Annotated in this window: 15 protein-coding genes; 8 read left to right on the forward strand and 7 right to left on the reverse strand. The window is 68.8% G+C overall.

The features are described 5' to 3' along the window. Positions 1 to 67 precede the first annotated feature (67 nt). The 4 genes from IE226_RS25195 to IE226_RS25210 all read right to left on the reverse strand — a co-directional run bounded on the left by IE226_RS25195 (position 68) and on the right by IE226_RS25210 (position 4464). Positions 68 to 1201, reverse strand: a complete 1134-nt coding sequence (locus IE226_RS25195; protein WP_190083625.1) for an LLM class flavin-dependent oxidoreductase — start codon at positions 1199 to 1201, stop codon at positions 68 to 70. 107 nt (positions 1202 to 1308) lie between these two features. After that, positions 1309 to 2094 (reverse strand): SDR family NAD(P)-dependent oxidoreductase, encoded by a 786-nt coding sequence (locus IE226_RS25200; protein ID WP_190083626.1) that lies wholly within the window; start codon positions 2092 to 2094, stop codon positions 1309 to 1311. A 37-nt stretch (positions 2095 to 2131) separates the two neighbouring features. Then, complete coding sequence (locus tag IE226_RS25205) at positions 2132 to 3091, reverse strand: TIGR03619 family F420-dependent LLM class oxidoreductase (RefSeq protein ID WP_229871523.1); 960 nt, start codon at positions 3089 to 3091, stop codon at positions 2132 to 2134. A gap of 152 nt (positions 3092 to 3243) precedes the next feature. Beyond that, entirely contained in the window at positions 3244 to 4464 is a 1221-nt protein-coding gene (locus IE226_RS25210; RefSeq protein ID WP_190083662.1) for an amidohydrolase family protein, read from the reverse strand. A 335-nt stretch (positions 4465 to 4799) separates the two neighbouring features. Here IE226_RS25210 and afsR point away from each other — a divergent pair, with 335 nt between their 5' ends. From afsR to IE226_RS25225, 3 genes are all read left to right on the forward strand, one after another. Next, positions 4800 to 7748, forward strand: a complete 2949-nt coding sequence (gene afsR / locus IE226_RS25215) for an SARP-family global regulator AfsR (RefSeq protein WP_190083627.1) — start codon at positions 4800 to 4802, stop codon at positions 7746 to 7748. A 205-nt stretch (positions 7749 to 7953) separates the two neighbouring features. After that, on the forward strand, positions 7954 to 8139 hold the full coding sequence (locus IE226_RS25220; RefSeq protein WP_190083628.1) for a sigma-like protein: 186 nt from the start codon (positions 7954 to 7956) through the stop codon (positions 8137 to 8139). A 215-nt stretch (positions 8140 to 8354) separates the two neighbouring features. Continuing rightward, on the forward strand, positions 8355 to 8972 hold the full coding sequence (locus tag IE226_RS25225; protein WP_190083629.1) for a DJ-1/PfpI family protein: 618 nt from the start codon (positions 8355 to 8357) through the stop codon (positions 8970 to 8972). Here the strand turns inward: IE226_RS25225 and IE226_RS25230 are convergent. Continuing rightward, positions 8969 to 9436, reverse strand: coding sequence for an ATP-binding protein (locus IE226_RS25230; protein WP_190083630.1), 468 nt, complete (start codon positions 9434 to 9436; stop codon positions 8969 to 8971). The genes IE226_RS25225 and IE226_RS25230 overlap by 4 nt on opposite strands. A gap of 217 nt (positions 9437 to 9653) precedes the next feature. Between IE226_RS25230 and IE226_RS25235 the strand changes: the two genes are divergently transcribed. Genes IE226_RS25235 through IE226_RS25255 form a run of 5 tightly spaced genes read left to right on the forward strand, consistent with a single transcriptional unit; the run spans position 9654 to position 11937 of the window. Further along, positions 9654 to 10505: a helix-turn-helix domain-containing protein gene (locus IE226_RS25235; protein WP_190083631.1), complete on the forward strand. Its 852-nt coding sequence runs from the start codon at positions 9654 to 9656 to the stop codon at positions 10503 to 10505. Between the two features lie 11 nt (positions 10506 to 10516). Then, positions 10517 to 10714 (forward strand): DUF397 domain-containing protein, encoded by a 198-nt coding sequence (locus IE226_RS25240; protein WP_190083632.1) that lies wholly within the window; start codon positions 10517 to 10519, stop codon positions 10712 to 10714. Beyond that, positions 10711 to 10899 carry a DUF397 domain-containing protein gene (locus IE226_RS25245; protein WP_190083633.1) on the forward strand — a complete coding sequence of 63 codons (189 nt, stop codon included), beginning with the start codon at positions 10711 to 10713 and terminating at the stop codon, positions 10897 to 10899. The genes IE226_RS25240 and IE226_RS25245 overlap by 4 nt, the downstream gene beginning before the upstream one ends. 53 nt (positions 10900 to 10952) lie before the next feature. Further along, positions 10953 to 11276 carry a DUF397 domain-containing protein gene (locus IE226_RS25250; RefSeq protein WP_190083634.1) on the forward strand — a complete coding sequence of 108 codons (324 nt, stop codon included), beginning with the start codon at positions 10953 to 10955 and terminating at the stop codon, positions 11274 to 11276. A gap of 49 nt (positions 11277 to 11325) precedes the next feature. Beyond that, positions 11326 to 11937 carry a hypothetical protein gene (locus tag IE226_RS25255; RefSeq protein ID WP_190083635.1) on the forward strand — a complete coding sequence of 204 codons (612 nt, stop codon included), beginning with the start codon at positions 11326 to 11328 and terminating at the stop codon, positions 11935 to 11937. A gap of 45 nt (positions 11938 to 11982) precedes the next feature. Here the strand turns inward: IE226_RS25255 and IE226_RS25260 are convergent, their stop codons facing one another. Beyond that, on the reverse strand, positions 11983 to 12996 hold the full coding sequence (locus IE226_RS25260; protein WP_190083636.1) for an alpha/beta fold hydrolase: 1014 nt from the start codon (positions 12994 to 12996) through the stop codon (positions 11983 to 11985). A gap of 148 nt (positions 12997 to 13144) precedes the next feature. Beyond that, positions 13145 to 15860 (reverse strand): DNA polymerase III subunit alpha (dnaE, locus tag IE226_RS25265; protein WP_190083637.1); only part of this gene is annotated, 2716 nt, incomplete at its 5' end.

Consider the following 15860-nt stretch of genomic DNA (forward strand, 5'->3'; position numbering starts at 1 on the left):
ATCGGGCGAAGAAGGGCACCCCGGCTTCCGTCCGGGAGAGGAAGCCGGGGCAGTCAGAGATGCCGGCTCAACCGCCGGAGGCCCCCGTACCCCGCATACGAGTGGTGCGGTGCACGGGATCGGTGTCGATCTTCGGAATCACATGCTCACCGATCAGCTTGATCGTGTTCTTCGTGTCCTCGGGCGAGACCCCGATCGGCAGACCGAAGCTGAGCTGATCCGCTCCGGCCTGCTCCCACCGCTTGCACTGCGTGAGCACCTCGTCCGGGTCACCGCAGATCATCAGCTCCTCGGCGATGAGCAGCTCGATGATCTCCTCGGTGTACTCGGGGAGCAGCTCGGGCCACTCGGGGATGCCCTCGGGGCGCGGGAAGGTGTCGTGGTAGCGGAAGAGCAGCGACTGCAGATAGTTGAGCCCGCCGCTGACGGCTATCTCCACGGCCTTCTTGTGCGTCTGGGCACAGATCGCGGTCGAGGTCACCATGACGTTGTCGTTGACGAAGTCACCGACCGGCTCGGCCTCCTTCACGGCCGTCTTGTACGAGTCGAGGACCCATTCCATGTCGGAGACCTTCTGCACGCTGAAGCCGAGGACTCCGAGCCCCTTCTTGCCGGCCATCGCGTACGAGGGCGGGGACCCGGCGGCGTACCACATCGGCGGGTGCGACTTCCCGTACGGCTTGGGCAGGACCTTGCGGGGCGGCAGCGACCAGTGTTTGCCCTGGAAGCCGACGTACTCGTCCTGGAGCCACATCTTGGGGAACTCGGCGATCGTCTCTTCCCAGAGTTCCTTGGTGTGGTTCATGTCGGTGATGCCCGGCATGAAGCCCAGGATCTCGTGCGACCCGGCGCCGCGTCCCGACCCGAACTCGAAGCGGCCTTCGGAGAGATGGTCGAGCATGGCGACCTTCTCGGCGACCTTGACCGGGTGGTTCACCGGGGCGAGCGGGTTGAAGATGCCGGAGCCGAGGTGGATGCGGTCGGTGGCGTGGGCGAGGTAGCCGAGGAAGACGTCGTTGGCGGAGAGGTGCGAGTACTCCTCCAGGAAGTGGTGCTCGGAGGCCCAGGCGTACTTGAAGCCCGACTTGTCGGCCTGGATGACGTACTCGGTCTCCTCGATGAGCGCCTTGTGCTCGGCTTCGGGGTCGACCTTGGCCCGCTTGGCGGGCACGTATCCCTGTACAAAGAGACCGAATTCCAAGGAGGTTCACCATCCTCGTGAGTATCTGCGAGTTTCTGACGAACCGTCAGATCGTGATGGGTCGACTGTTCCACCGGGTGGGTGGAGCGTCAATACCTGATGCGCCGTCAGACGATGGAGACCCCCGCCAGCCAGCCACCGTCGATGACGAACGGCTGGCCGGTGATGTAGGCCGAGTCGCCCCCGGTCAGGAACAGCGCGAGGGCGGCCACCTCCTCGGGCCTGCCTATCCGCCCGAGCGGCACGAGCTTCTTGTAGAGCTCGGCGACGGCCTCCCCCGCCGCGGCGGGATCGGCGCCCGGATCGAGCTGCGCGGGGTTGGTCATCGGGGTGTCGACGGCGCCCGGGCAGACGGCGTTGACGCGGATGTTCTTCGCGGCGAGTTCGAGGGCCGCGACGCGGGTGAGCCCGAGAATGGCGTGCTTGGTCGCTGCGTACGCGCCTACGTAGGCCATGCCCGTCATCGCCGTGTACGAGGCGGTGTTCACGATGGTCCCGCCGCCGGCGGCCGCGATCTCGGGCGCGACGGTGCGGATGCCGAGGAAGCAGCCGACCTGGTTGACCTGGATGATCTTCTGGAACTCTTCGAGCGGGGTGCTGACGAGCTCGTTGAAGCGCAGGATCCCGGCGTTGTTGACCAGCCCGTCGATCTTCCCGAAAGCGTCTTTGGCGGCGGAGACCGCCGCGTCCCAGTCGGCCTCCTGGCTCACGTCGAGGTGCACGTACCTCGCCACGTCTGAGCCCAGCTCCTTGGCGAGGGTCTCGCCCTGCTCGTCGAGCACGTCGCCGATGACGACACGCGCCCCCTCGGCGGCGAAGAGCCGCGCCTCCTGCTCGCCCTGCCCGCGCGCGCCACCGGTGACGATGACGACGCGCCCGTCCAGCTTGCCCATACGAAACTCCTTGAGTGGTGGCGCCGGGAGAAGTCGGTCAGTTCAGGTGCGGGGCGACTTCGGCGGCGAACGCGGCCATCTGATCGGTGAGCTCGGCGCGGTCGCGGCTGCGGAAGCGCACCTGTAGCTGCTGGACCCCCATCGCCCCGTACGCGCGCAGCGACTCCGCGAGGGCCTCCGGCTTACCGCTGAGGGTGCGCCGCCCCACGGACCAGCCGGGCTCCCCCACGTACAGGGGCTCGGCGATCGCCCCCACGACGATCGGCTCGGCCACCCCGGCCTCCTCGCGCAACCGCTTGAGCCGGGCGATCTGCGCGGGCAGCTTGTCGCGCGGGTCGCCCTGCGGCAGCCAGCCGTCACCGCGGACGGCGGCCCTGCGGACGGCGGCGGGGGACGATCCGCCCACCCAGAGGGGCACGCGTTCCTGCGCGGGACGCGGTTTCTGCCCGAGTCCCGCGAAGTCGAAGTGCTTGCCGTGGTGCTCGGGGTACTCCCCGGGTCCGAGCGAGGCCCCGAGCGCGTCCATGGTCTCGTCGAGCACGGACCCGCGCCGCTCGAAGTCGGCCCCCACCGCGTCGAACTCCTCCTGCACGTGCCCGGCCCCGACCCCCAGGATCAACCGTCCGCCGCTGAGCCGGTCCAGGGTCGCGTACTGCTTGGCGACGACGAGCGGATGCCGGAGCCCGACCACGGCGACATGGCTCATCAGCCGTACGTTCCCGGTGATCCCCGCGAGGAAGGAGAGGGTGGCCACCGGGTCGTACCAGACGGTGCTCATGGTGTCGGCCAGCCGCCGCGGGATGGCCACGTGATCGCAGCTCGCGATGTAGGCGAAGCCGCTCCGGTCGGCGGTGCGGGCGATCTCCGCGAGATCCTCGGTGGTGGCGTCCGCCTCCCACGCCTCCGCGTACATGACGCTCTGCGACTGGATCGGGAGCTGCATCCCGTAGACCAGTCGCCCTTGCGGGAAGATGTGCGCCAGCGCGTTGGCAGCCATGGGAACCCGACCCCTCACCTTGATCTGACGGCCCGTCATATACGGCGACGGGGTTCATCGTCTTAGCTGACGTGCCGTCAGGCAAGGGGTCGGGGCGGTCGGGCACAGAAGAGCCCCGGGCGCCTCCAGGGCACCCGGGCTCCCCGGTGGCGTCAGGCCCCGGCCCACAGCCCGTCGTCCGTCAGGCCGAGCAGGTCGATCGCGTTGCCCCGCACGATCCGGTCGACGACATCCGGCGCCAGGTGCCCCATCTGGGACTCGCCGACCTCCCTGGATTTGGGCCAGGTCGAGTCGGAGTGCGGGTAGTCGGTCTCGTACAGGACGTTCCCGACGCCGATCGAGTCGAGGTTCTTCAGCCCGAAGGCGTCGTCGAAGAAGCACCCGTAGACATGCTCGGCGAAGAGCTCGGACGGCGGCCGGTGCACCTTGTCGGCGACCCCGCCCCACCCGCGGTTCTCCTCCCAGACCACGTCGGCGCGCTCCAGGATGTACGGGATCCAGCCGATCTGCCCCTCCGCGTACATGATCTTCAGATGGGGGAAGCGCTCGAACTTGCCGCTCATCAGCCAGTCGACCATCGAGAAGCAGCAGTTGGCGAAGGTGATCGTGGACCCCACGGCGGGCGGCGCGTCCGCGGACGTGCTCGGCATCTTGCTGCTCGACCCGATGTGCATGGCGATGACGGTGCCGGTCTCGTCGCAGGCCCGCAGGAAGGGGTCCCACTCGTCCGTGTGGATGGAGGGGAGGCCCAGGTGGGGCGGTATCTCGGAGAAGGCGACTGCGCGTACGCCGCGGGCGGCGTTGCGGCGGACCTCGGCGGCGGCTAGTCCGGCGTCCCAGAGCGGGATGAGCGTGAGCGGGATGAGCCGGCCCCGCGCCTCGGGCCCGCACCACTCCTCCACCATCCAGTCGTTGTACGCCCGCACCCCGAGCAGGCCGAGCTCGCGGTCCTTGGCCTCGGTGAACGTCTGCCCGCAGAAACGGGGGAAGGTGGGGAAACAGAGGGCGGACTGGACGTGATTGACGTCCATGTCGGCAAGGCGGTCGGGCACGCTGAAGGATCCCGGGCGCATCTGCTCGTACGTGATGACTTCCAGCTTGATCTCGTCCCTGTCGTACCCGACGGCGGTGTCGAGGCGGGTGAGGGGCCGGTGCAGATCTTCGTAGATCCACCAGTCGCCGATGGGCCCGTCGTCCCCCTTCGCGCCCATCACCGGGGCGAATTTCCCGCCCATGAAGCTCATGGACTTCAGGGGCGCCCGGACGATGCGCGGTCCGCTGTCCCGGTACTTCGACGGCAGCCGGTCCCGCCAGACGCTGGCCGGCTCAACGGTGTGGTCGTCCACCGAGATGATCCTCGGGAACGTCGGCAGGGTCTCAGTGGTCTCCATGTGCTCCACGGTAGCGCTGATCTGACGACCCGTCAGCTCCCTGTCGGCGATCCGACGGCGATCCGCCGGCCGCACGGCGACGCCTGGTCGGCGATCCGCCGGCCGTCCGTACCCAGATCAACAGCGGGCGACTGGTGCGTGGACCCTGTGAGAGCCGTCTCCCACTGCTGACGCATCCGCCAAGAACAAGGCAAACTGGCGGGGAGCAAGAGACAGGTGGAGTACCGAACGAGGCAAAGAGCGAGAATCGCGGGCAGGGCAGACCCGCGACGCACGACCAGGCACGGTGACGGCCGGGCACGGCAGCAGGGGGAGCGATGGACGTTGTACCGCGAGTACCGGACCAGCGGCGTCCGGCCCCGGGGAACGCCCCCGAGGAACTGAGACCACACTTCAGCGTGCTCGGCCCCGTACGCGCGTGGCACGGCGCCGAGCAGCTCTCCATGGGCTCTCCGCAGCAGCGCGCGCTCCTGGCGGCGCTCCTGCTGCGTGACGGGCGCACGGCGACGGCGCATGAGCTGATCGACGCCCTCTGGGGCGACGAACCGCCCTCGCAGGCGCTCGCCGCGGTCCGTACGTACGCGTCGCGGCTGCGCAAGGTGCTGCCCGCCGGTGTCCTGGTCAGCGAGTCGGGCGGCTACGCCATCGCGGTGGCCGACGGCGCCCTGGACCTGGCGCTCGCGGAGGACCTGTGGACGGAGGCGGAGAAGGCGCGCGGCGTGGGCGACCTATGCCAGGCGCGCTCCCTGGTCAACAAGGCGCTCGGCCTGTGGGACGGCGAGCCCCTGGCCAACGTCCCCGGTCCGTACGCGGAAACGGAGCGCACGCGCCTGGAGGAGTGGCGCCTGCAGCTCCTGGAGTCCCGCCTTGACATGGACCTGGAGGTCGGCTGCCACGCGGAGGCGGTCTCGGAGCTGACGGCCCTCACGGCGGCGCACCCCCTGCGGGAGCGGTTGCGGGAGCTGCTGATGCTGGCGCTGTACCGCAGCGGGCGCCAGGCGGAGGCCCTCGCGGTGTACGCGGACACGCGCCGCCTGCTCGCGGACGAACTCGGGGTGGACCCGCGCCCCGGCCTGAAGGAACTCCAGCACCGGATTCTCCAGGCGGACCCGGCCCTCGCCGAACCCTCGGCGGCGGCCCCGGAACCGGCGGCAGCGGTGGTACGCCCTGCCCAGCTCCCGGCGACAGTCCCCGACTTCACGGGCCGGGCGTCCTTCGTATCGGAACTGAGCGAGATCCTGTCGGCGGCGGAGGGCCGCGTGATGGCGGTCTCGGCGCTCGCGGGCATCGGGGGCGTGGGCAAGACGACGCTCGCGGTCCACGTGGCGCACGTGGCCCGCGCCTACTTCCCCGACGGTCAACTGTACGTCGACCTGCAGGGTGCGGGCGCGAGGGCGGCGGAGCCGGAAACGGTGCTCGGCGCGTTCTTGCGGGCGTTGGGAACTCCCGATTCGGCGATCCCGGACTCCCTGGAGGAGAGGGCGGCGCTGTACCGCTCCGTGCTGGACGGGCGCAGGGTCCTGGTGGTCCTGGACAACGCGCGCGACGCGGCGCAGGTGCGTCCGCTGCTCCCCGGCATGGAGGGCTGCGCGGCCCTGGTCACCAGCCGCATCCGGATGGTGGACCTGGCGGGCGCGCACCTGGTGGACCTGGACGTGATGTCGCCGGAGGAGGCCCTCCTTCTCTTCACGCGGATCGTCGGCGAGGAGAGGGTGACATCGGAGCGCAAGGCCGCGCTCGACGTGGTCGCGGCGTGCGGCTTCCTCCCCCTGGCGATCCGCATCGCGGCCTCGCGCCTGGCGGCGCGCCGCACGTGGACGGTCTCCACCCTCGCCGCGAAGCTGGCGGACGAGCGACGCCGCCTGGACGAACTCCAGGCGGGCGACCTCGCGGTCAAGGCCACGTTCGAACTGGGCTACGGCCAGCTGGAGCCGGCGCAAGCGAGGGCGTTCCGCCTGCTGGGCCTGGCAGACGGCCCGGACCTCTCCCTCGCGGCGGCGGCAGCGATCCTCGACCTGCCGGTCGAGGAGACGGAAGACCTGCTGGAAATGCTGGTCGACACGTCCCTGGTCGAGTCGGCGGCTCCTGGCCGTTACCGCTACCACGACCTCGTGCGGCTCTACGCGCGTGCGTGCGCGGAGAGGGAGTTGCCGCCGGGTGAGCGGGAAGCGGCGATGTCGCGGTTGCTGGACTTTTACTTGGCATCCGCGGCTCGGGTGTATGCGATCGAGCGGCCCGGGGACCGGACGGCCGACCACTTGGAGGTCACCGAACGGGCCGGCCTGGACTTCACGGACAGCACCAAGGCCTTCGACTGGTTGCACGCTGAGGCCGCCTGCATCCTGGCGTGCGTCCAGCATTCGCTGAGCCCCGACAGTCTGCGACGCGCGGTGGACATGCTGCTCGCCGCGAAGGATCTCGCGGAGTCCGGGGCGATCTCGTACCGATACGAGATGGCGACGCGCGCCGCCTGCGATGCCGCCGCCGCCGTGCGGGACGCGCATGCCGAAGGGCGCGCGAGGGTGAGCCTTGCCCAAGTCCTCAACAAACTCGGGCGCTTCGACGACGCCGCCGTCGAGCTGGAGCGCGCCTCGGCGCTCGCCGCGGACTCCGGGGATCCGTGGACCACCGGGAACGCTCTCAACGAGCAGGGAATCGTCAACAACTGCATCAACCGGCCTGCCGTGAGCGAGATCCACCTGCGCGAGGCGATCGAAGTCTTCCGCGCCGACGGCAACCGCGCCAGCGAGGCGAGCGCCCTGTGCAACCTGTCCCGGGCCCTTCTCGCGATGGGACGTACCGCAAAGTCCATCGACCTCGCCAAGCAGGGGATCGCCATTTACAGCGACCTCGGGGTCACATTCCGCCTGGCCAACGCGAAGTACACGCTCGGGCTGGCCCTCAGCGGTGCGGACCGACACCCGGAAGCCCTCGATCAGCTGAACGACGCCCTGCAGATCTTCGCCGAGAACCGTCAGCGCCTGTGGGAGGGTACGACGCACTACCGCATCGCCCAGGTGTATCTCGCGGACCGTCATCCGGCCCGGGCAGCCCAGCACTCCGAGCAGGCGCTCGCCATCGGATGCGTGGGCGGGGAGTGGATGCGGGCCAATGTCCTGATCCTGCTGGGAGAGTCCCTCGTCGCACTCGGGCAGGTCGACCGCGCACAGGCCTGCTGGCGCGAGGCGCTCGCCATCCACGAGGAAGCCGGGGCGCCGGAAGCCTCTCAGGTGCGAAAGCTCCTGGCCCCCGTCAGCGCTGTCTGAACTTCCCGGAGCGGCGTTCATCGAACGTTTATGGGCGGCTGCCACTCTCATGGAGTCGATCCGTCGCGTCGGGGGGCAGACGGGTCGCAGGGGCCCTACGGATAAGGTAAGCGGCCCAATACGCCCGTTCGGCGATCCTCGGGGGAGTTGCCGAACGGGCGTATCCGATCCTGAAGCCCCGCCCAGAACGAAGGAGTTGTCTCATATGAGCGAAATCGACAAGAACACCGGCATCACGACCATGGGCGAGGGCCACACCCCTGCCCCGCCGGCGAAGGACGGCACGGCCACCACCCAGGGCGAGGGCCACACGCCCGCCCCGCCGGCGAAGGACGGCACGGTCACCACGCTGGGCGAGGGCCACACGCCCGCCCCGCCGGCGAAGGACTAAGACTTACATCTCGACGGGGGACACGGGGGTACGGGGGAACACGGGGGAGGTCGACCGCGGTGGCGCGGAGGGGGAGCCACCGCGGTCGACGCATGTCCGGGGGCGGCAGCCCATGGCAGTAAAGGTGGGCTGCTCGTCATTGCGGCCCCCGGAACGCGCCTGAAGACTTGAGGGCACGGCAAGTCATCGCCGCCACCTCCCGGGAAAGGGACCCCATGCAGATCGCGATCCTGCTCTACGACAAGTTCACCGTCCTCGACGCGATAGGCCCGTTCCAGACCCTCTCCAGCCTCCCCGGCGCCGAGGTCGTCTTCGTCGCCGAGCAGGCGGGCCCGGTGCTCGACGACACCCGCGCCCTCTCCCTCGTCGCCACGAAGTCCCTCGCCGAGGTCAGCAGCCCGGACATCGTCGTCGTACCCGGCAGTCCGGAGCCCGCCCTCGGCAACGAGGCCATCCTCGACTGGCTCCGCGCCGTCGACGCCACCACCACCTGGACCACCTCCGTCTGCACCGGCTCGCTCATCCTCGCCGCCGCCGGTCTCCTCAAGGGCCGCCGCGCCACCTCCCACTGGCTGGCGCTGGAGCAGATCAAGCAGTTCGGGGTCGAGTCGACGGGGCAGCGCGTCGTCTTCGACGGCAAGTACGTCACCGGCGCGGGCGTCTCCGCCGGGATCGACATGGGCCTCACCCTGGCCGGCAAGATCGCGGGCGACGAGCACGCGCAGACCGTACAACTCATGATCGAGTACGACCCCCAGCCCCCGTACGACGCCGGCTCCCCGGAAAAGGCCCCGGCCGCACTGGTGGAGAAGTTCCGGGCGCAACAGCTCTAGCGGGCCAGGGCTGTAGCGGTAGCGGTCAGTTCGCACCAGACGTACTTGCCGGAGCCGTCGCTCCCGCCGAGCGGATACCAGCCCCAGCCGTCCGAGCAACTCCGGATGAGCCCCAGCCCGCGCCCCTCCTCTGCGTACGCGGCAACGCGTGATGCCGGCTCCGGCGGGGTCGGATCGGCGTCCCACACTCCGATCCGGAGCACACGCCCCGCCCAGCGCAGGCGCAGAGCGGCGGGGCCTTTCGTATGCCGTAGGGCGTTGCTGACCAACTCGGTCGCCAGGAGTTCGGCGGCTTCCGCGAGGTGCGGGAGGCCGTGGGCGTTGAGGACGAGGCGGAGGGTACGGCGGCCGATGGTGACGGCGCGGAGGTCATGCGGGATGTAGAGGGTGTACTCCCACGGTTCGCCTTGATCGTCCGTCCCGTTTGGCTTGTCCGGACAGTCGCCATCGCTGGTTCTGGGCATGCGTGACTCCGAGTGGAGTAAGGGGGGGTGGGGCTCGCTACGACATCGGGCGGTGGCATGCCGCTCTCGCCATGGCATGGCGGGACGGTGCGCTTCCGGACTCCCGAGACTTCGTAGCGTGTGCGTCGCATCACCGACGGTAAGGGTAATTTAGTACCCCGGTCAAGCCGCCCGCGTAAACTGCCCTGGTCCTCAAGTGGCGGGAGAGCAGAGGCAGATGCCAGCGCGAAAGGTGATCACAGCCAGGCAGGAGCGGCTCGCAACCGAGCTGCGCAAGCTCAGAGAACGGACGGGTCTGCCCGTTCAGGAAGCAGCCCGCGCGCTGGGAATCGCCCAGCCGAAGCTGTCCAGTACCGAATCGGCACGCGTCGGCGTGAGCCCGGACCGTGTACGCCACTTCGCCAGCCAGTACGCCTGCGATGACGCCCCTCTGGTGGAGGCGCTGGCGGCTATGGCAGCCGAGCGCGGGAATGGCTGGTGGGAGGAGTATCGGGAGCTGCTGCCGTCGGGGTTCCTGGATCTCGCCGAACTAGAGGCAAATGCGCGGTACTTGAACACCATCGAGATCGCGCACGTGCCAGGGCTGTTGCAGACCGAGGATCAGGTACGGGCGATCTTTGCCTACTCGGTACCCGAGTTCCCCACAGCGCAGCTCGAAGCTCGCGTGGCCTATCGGCTGCGTCGGCAGTCCGTCCTCGACGGCCCTGAGGCGCCACCCTATGAGGCCGTGATCCACGAGGCCGCGCTCCGGATCCGGGTTGCCGACCGGCCAGTAGCGCAGCGGCAACTGGCTCATATTCTGGAGATGACACAGCGGCCGGGCATCACCGTGCGCGTCATCCCGTTCGACGTGAACGGGTTCGCCGGTGTCGGCTACTCGATGCTGTACGCGGGCGGACCAGTTCCGCAGCTGGACACGGTGCTGCTGGACTCCGTGCATGGGGTTGCGTTCCTGGACAGTGAGTCACAGCTTGATCGGTATCGCGCCCTGTTCGACAAGGTGAAGAGCGCAGCACTCGACGAAGCAGGGTCGAGAGATTTCATCCACCGGCTGACCAAGGAAGTCTGAGGCACCCGAACATGACGACGACGATCACGTGGCAGAAGTCCTCTTTCTCCGGCGGCGGCGACGGCGCCAACTGCGTCGAAATCGGCCTGGCACAGAGCACCATCCACCTCCGCGAGAGCGACACCCCAGACCAAGTCCTCTCCACCTCTCCCGAAAGCCTCGCCGCGCTCATACGTCACGTACGGACGAGGCGGCCGACCTCTTCATGACCCAGAACATCACGTGGCAGAAGTCGTCATTCTCAGGCGGCCAGGACTCGTCGGACTGCGTGGAGCTTGCCTCCGCCGAAGGGGCCATCCGTCTCCGCGAGAGCGACGCCCCCAACCAAGTCCTGACCCCCACCCCCGAAAGCCTCGCCGCGCTCATACGTCACGTACGGACGAGGAAGAGCTGACGCCCGCCCCGGAGGGGCTGCGCACGCCACGCAACCGTGGCAGAGTCACCGCCATGGCCCGCATGGTCACCTCAACGCAACGGCAACGCCTCGGCGTGGCGTCCGACCGCCCCGTGGCACAGAACATTGTGTGGCAGAAGTCGTCGTTCTCTGGCGGCGGCGACGGCGCCAACTGCGTCGAGGTCGGCATGGCACAGAACCTCGCGTGGCAGAAGTCCTCGCTCTCCGGAGGCGGCGACGGGCCGAACTGCGTCGAGGTGAGGGCAGCGAACGGCGCCATGCGCCTCCGTGAGAGCGACGCCCCCACCCAAGCCCTCTCCACCACCCCCGAAAGCCTCGCCGCACTCATACGTCACATACAGACAAAGCGCCGCTAACCCGCAGCGCACCGCGCTCAACCATGGCAAAGTCACCGCCATGGTCCGCATGGTCACCTCAACGCAGCGGCGGCGTCTCGGCGCGGCGTCCGCTCTTCTCATGGGCGCCGCCCTGATATGCGCCTGCGGCGAGAAGCCGCACGACTCGGTCGGCGCTCCCGCACCGAGCCAGAGTTCCGGCCCGGCCGGCCCCACCAGCTCACCCGCACCGGGCGCCTCCCCCTACGTAGAACCCGGCGTAGTCGACGGTGCTCCCCATAACGGCGAGAACAACGCCTACCGCCGCCCCGGTGACATGTCCCCCGCCAGCGAGGAAGCCGCCGAGGCCGAGGCCGCCCGTATGACGCCCGTCCTCAAGCGGCTCCACGCCAAGAAGAAGTGGGACCCGGAGAGCGTGCGGGCCGCGCTCACCGGTGAGCTCGGGTACGAGGTCGTGAAGACCGGCAGCAAGGGCAAGGTGCTCAGCGGCAATCTCATCGTGCAGGAGATGCGTTCCCGCTACGAGAACGACGAGTACATCACCCCCGAGGGCACCATGATCGGCCTCCGCGTCCGCAAGGACGCCTGCGTGACCGCCTTCGTCCAACCGACGAACTACGAGGCAAGAGCCAACGGCCCCTTCATGGAAACCGGCTGCATGGAGCCCCCCACCGGCCACTAGCCAGCCGATTGGCCCCGCCCGGCAGCCCCCTGTGGATAACCGCCCTCAGGCGGTCCCGTGCACCGCCCTCAGCCACTCCACGAGCAGCCGGTTCACCTCGTACGCACGTTCCTGTTGGACCCAGTGGCCGCAGCCCTCCAGGATGTGCGAGGAGACCAGTCCGGGGAGGGTCTGCGGGTATGCCTTGATCGCGTCGGACAGCCAGGTCGTCGACGCGTCCTGGTCGCCGCCGATGAAGAGGGAAGGCTGGACGATCGGGGCGCCGTCCCGCGTCGCCAGGTCCTCCCAGTCGCGGTCGACGTTGCGGTAGCGGTTGAGGGCGCCGGTCAGGCCCGTGCGCTCGAACTCCCCCGCGTAGAAGTCGAGGTCCGCCTCCGTCAGCCAGGAAGGGAGCCAGGAAGGGAGCCCGGAAGGGAGCCCGGAACGCGGCGGGAAGCGGTCCGACATCCGGCCGCCCCGGGGTACGAAGTGCACGCTCGAGCCGTCGGACGGTGACGGCATCGTGTCCGCCGACAGCGCCGCGTAGAAGCCCGCGAGCCAGCCCCGTACATCCGGCTCGATCTCCGCCTCCGCCCGGCCCGGCTCCTGGAAGTAGCTGACGTAGAACTCCTCGTCGGGGCCGCCGATCATGGCGAAGGCGTCCGTGGGGCGAGGGCCGCCCCGGGGCGCGTAGGGGACGCTCAGCAGGCCCACCGCCGTGAAGACGTCCGGTTCGAGCAGCGCCGAGTTCGCCGCGATGCCCGCGCCCCAGTCGTGGCCCACGACCGTGGCGGTCTCCGCGCCCAGGGCCCGTACGACCGCCGCGTTGTCGGCGACGAGCTCCAGCATCCGGTACGCGTCCACGTCCCGCGGCTTCGACGAACGGCCGTAACCGCGCACGTCGATCGCCACCGCGCGGTAGCCGGCCTCGGCGAGGACGGGGAGCTGGTGGCGCCACGAGTACCAGGACTCCGGGAAGCCGTGGACCAGGAGGACCAGGGGCCCCTCCCCCTGCTCCACCAGGTGGATCCGGCCGCCGGGGACGTCCACCAGTCGATGTTGCGGCGTGGGGTGCGACATGCTTTCTCCCGGATCGGTCGATACGACGCATGTCCTACACGCCGTATGTCCTTCAACGTATGTCCTACGACGTACGTCCTCTGCTCCTCATGATCCTGGGCGCGCCCCTCCCCCGCCCGCGAGGAAATTTGCCGACCCGGCAAATGACTCAGCCCCGCGCCACCACCACCGCCGCCTTGAGGTCCGCCCACAGCTCCGGGCGGACCGTGACCCTGAACCCCAGGCGGTACACCGTCGTCCGCTCTCTGCCCCGCACCCGCAGCCGCACCTCCGTGGGGCCGGGGTGGGCGCGCAGGATCTCCTTCAGCCGGCCGACCGAACGCGGGGTCACCTGCGGCTCGTGCATGTCCAGCAGGACAGGTGCGTCCGCCGCCGCCTGCGAAAGGTCCGGGACCGAGAGTTCCATCCCGATCAGACGCGGGACGTCCTCCCGCTTGTCCAGGCGGCCCTTTACGAACACCACCGTGTCCTCGACCAGTTGGGTGGACAGGAGCTGGTACGTCGCAGGGAAGAACATGCACTCCAGCGAGCCCGCCAGGTCCTCCACCGTCGCTACCGCCCACGCGTTGCCCTGCTTCGTCACCTTCCGCTGGAGCCCGGAGATGATGCCCCCGATCGTCACCACCGCGCCGTCCGCGTGCTCGCCCCCGCCCAGGCTCGCGATCGCCGCGTCGGCCTTGGCGGCGAGGACGTGTTCGATGCCGAGCAGGGGGTGGTCGGAGACGTAGAGGCCTAGCATTTCCCGTTCCCGGGCGAGGAGGTACGGCTTGTCCCACTCATCGGCGGGGAATTCCGCCCGACCGCCGCCGAGCGCTGTCCCCGCTTCCGCGGGACCGTCTCCGAAGAGGTCGAACTGCCCCTCCGCCTCCCTCCTCTTCACCCGCACCACGTCGTCGATCAGCGGCTCGTAGCAGGCGGCGAGGCCCTTGCGCGTGTGGCCCAGCTCGTCGAACGCGCCCGCCTTGATGAGTGATTCGGTCGTGCGTTTGTTGCAGGCGGTGGCGTCCACCTTCTCCAGGTAGTCCGGGAAGGATTCGTACTTCCCCTTCGCCTGCCTGCACTTGACGATCGAATCCACCACATTCGAGCCGACATTCCGCACCGCCGTCAGACCGAAGAGAATGACGTCGTCGCCCTGCGCCGCGAAGTTCGCCACCGACGCGTTCACGCTCGGCGGCAGGACCCTGATCCCCATCCGGCGACACTCGTTGAGATACACCGCCGACTTGTCCTTGTCGTCACGGACGGAGGTCAGTACGGCGGCCATGTACTCGGCCGGGTAATTAGCCTTCAGATACGCCGTCCAGTACGAGACCAGCGCGTACGCCGCCGCATGCGCCTTGTTGAACGCGTATCCCGCGAACGGGACCAGTACGTCCCAGACCGCCTGGATCGCCTCGTCGCTGTATCCGCGCTCCCGGCAGCCGTCGCGGAACGGGATGAACTCCTTGTCCAGGACCTCCTTTTTCTTCTTTCCCATCGCCCTGCGCAGCAGGTCCGCCTGGCCGAGGGTGTAGCCCGCGAGCACCTGGGCCGCCTTTTGCACCTGCTCCTGGTAGACGACGAGGCCGTACGTCAGGCCGAGCACGTCTTGCAGGGGTTCCGCCACCTCTGGATGAATGGGGGTGATCTCCTGCTGGGCGTTCTTCCGCAGCGCGTAATTCGTGTGCGTATTCATGCCCATCGGGCCGGGGCGGTAGAGCGCCGTGACCGCCGTGATGTCCTCGAACTCGTCCGGCTTCATCAGCCGCATGAGGGAACGCATCGGGCCGCCGTCGAACTGGAAGACGCCAAGCGTGTCGCCCCGGCCGAACAATTCGAAGGTGCGCGTGTCCGCCAGGGGGATGGAGAGCAGGTCGAGTTCCACGCCCTTGTTCGCCGCCACCATTTTGACCGCGTCGTCCATGATGGTGAGGTTGCGCAGGCCCAGGAAGTCCATCTTGAGCAGGCCGAGCGACTCGCACTGGGGGTAGTCCCACTGCGTGATCGTCACGCCGTCCGTGTGCCGCACCCAGATCGGCGCGTGGTCCACGATCGGCTCGCTGGACATGATGACGCCGGCCGCGTGCACGCCCATCTGCCGGACCAGGCCCTCCACACCCTTCGCGGTGTCGATGACCTTCCGTACATCGGGTTCGTTCTCGTACATCGCACGGATCTCGCCCGCCTCCGCGTGGCGGGGATGGGCAGGGTCCGTGATGCCCGCGAGCTCGATTCCCTTTCCGCCCGCGTCCGGCGGCATCGCTTTGGTGAGGCGGTCTCCCATCGCGTACGGATATCCGAGCACGCGCGCGGAATCCTTGATGGCGTTCTTCGCCTTGATTTTCCCGTACGTGCCGATCATGGCGACCTTGTCGGCGCCGTACTTCTCCGTCACATAGCGGATCACCTCGACGCGCCTGCGCTCGTCGAAGTCGATGTCCACGTCCGGCATCGACACGCGTTCGGGATTCAGGAACCGCTCGAAGATCAGGCCGTGGGTGAGAGGGTCCAGGTCCGTGATTCCCATCGCGTACGAGACCAGCGAACCGGCCGCCGAACCGCGTCCCGGGCCCACCGCGATGCCGTTGTTCTTGGCCCACATGATGAAGTCGGCGACCACCAGGAAGTACCCCGGGAACCCCATCTGGATGATGATGTCCATCTCGTACTCCGCCTGCCGCGCGTACGCCTCCCCGACTCCATCGGGGAATCGCCGCCGCATTCCGGTGGCCACCTCCTCCCTGAACCAGCTGACCTCCGTATACCCCTGAGGCACATCGAACTTCGGCATCAGGTCGCGCTTCTCGAACATGCCGGTGGTGTCGATCTGCTCGGCCACCAGGAGCGTGTTGCGGCAGCCCTCCTGCCAGGCGTCCGAGGAG

This window comes from Streptomyces longisporoflavus (genome assembly GCF_014649775.1).
In the GTDB taxonomy this organism is placed as follows: domain Bacteria; phylum Actinomycetota; class Actinomycetes; order Streptomycetales; family Streptomycetaceae; genus Streptomyces; species Streptomyces longisporoflavus.

Bases quoted from the DNA above. Each gene is read 5' to 3' on its own strand.
- IE226_RS25200 (WP_190083626.1), bottom strand. From the start codon at position 2,094: ATGGGCAAGCTGGACGGGCGCGTCGTCATCGTCACCGGTGGCGCGCGC.
- IE226_RS25205 (WP_229871523.1), bottom strand. From the start codon at position 3,091: ATGGCTGCCAACGCGCTGGCGCACATCTTCCCGCAAGGGCGACTGGTC.
- afsR (WP_190083627.1), top strand. From the start codon at position 4,800: ATGGACGTTGTACCGCGAGTACCGGACCAGCGGCGTCCGGCCCCGGGG.
- IE226_RS25220 (WP_190083628.1), top strand. From the start codon at position 7,954: ATGAGCGAAATCGACAAGAACACCGGCATCACGACCATGGGCGAGGGC.
- IE226_RS25225 (WP_190083629.1), top strand. From the start codon at position 8,355: ATGCAGATCGCGATCCTGCTCTACGACAAGTTCACCGTCCTCGACGCG.
- IE226_RS25230 (WP_190083630.1), bottom strand. From the start codon at position 9,436: ATGCCCAGAACCAGCGATGGCGACTGTCCGGACAAGCCAAACGGGACG.
- IE226_RS25235 (WP_190083631.1), top strand. From the start codon at position 9,654: ATGCCAGCGCGAAAGGTGATCACAGCCAGGCAGGAGCGGCTCGCAACC.
- IE226_RS25240 (WP_190083632.1), top strand. From the start codon at position 10,517: ATGACGACGACGATCACGTGGCAGAAGTCCTCTTTCTCCGGCGGCGGC.
- IE226_RS25245 (WP_190083633.1), top strand. From the start codon at position 10,711: ATGACCCAGAACATCACGTGGCAGAAGTCGTCATTCTCAGGCGGCCAG.
- IE226_RS25250 (WP_190083634.1), top strand. From the start codon at position 10,953: ATGGCCCGCATGGTCACCTCAACGCAACGGCAACGCCTCGGCGTGGCG.
- IE226_RS25255 (WP_190083635.1), top strand. From the start codon at position 11,326: ATGGTCACCTCAACGCAGCGGCGGCGTCTCGGCGCGGCGTCCGCTCTT.
- IE226_RS25260 (WP_190083636.1), bottom strand. From the start codon at position 12,996: ATGTCGCACCCCACGCCGCAACATCGACTGGTGGACGTCCCCGGCGGC.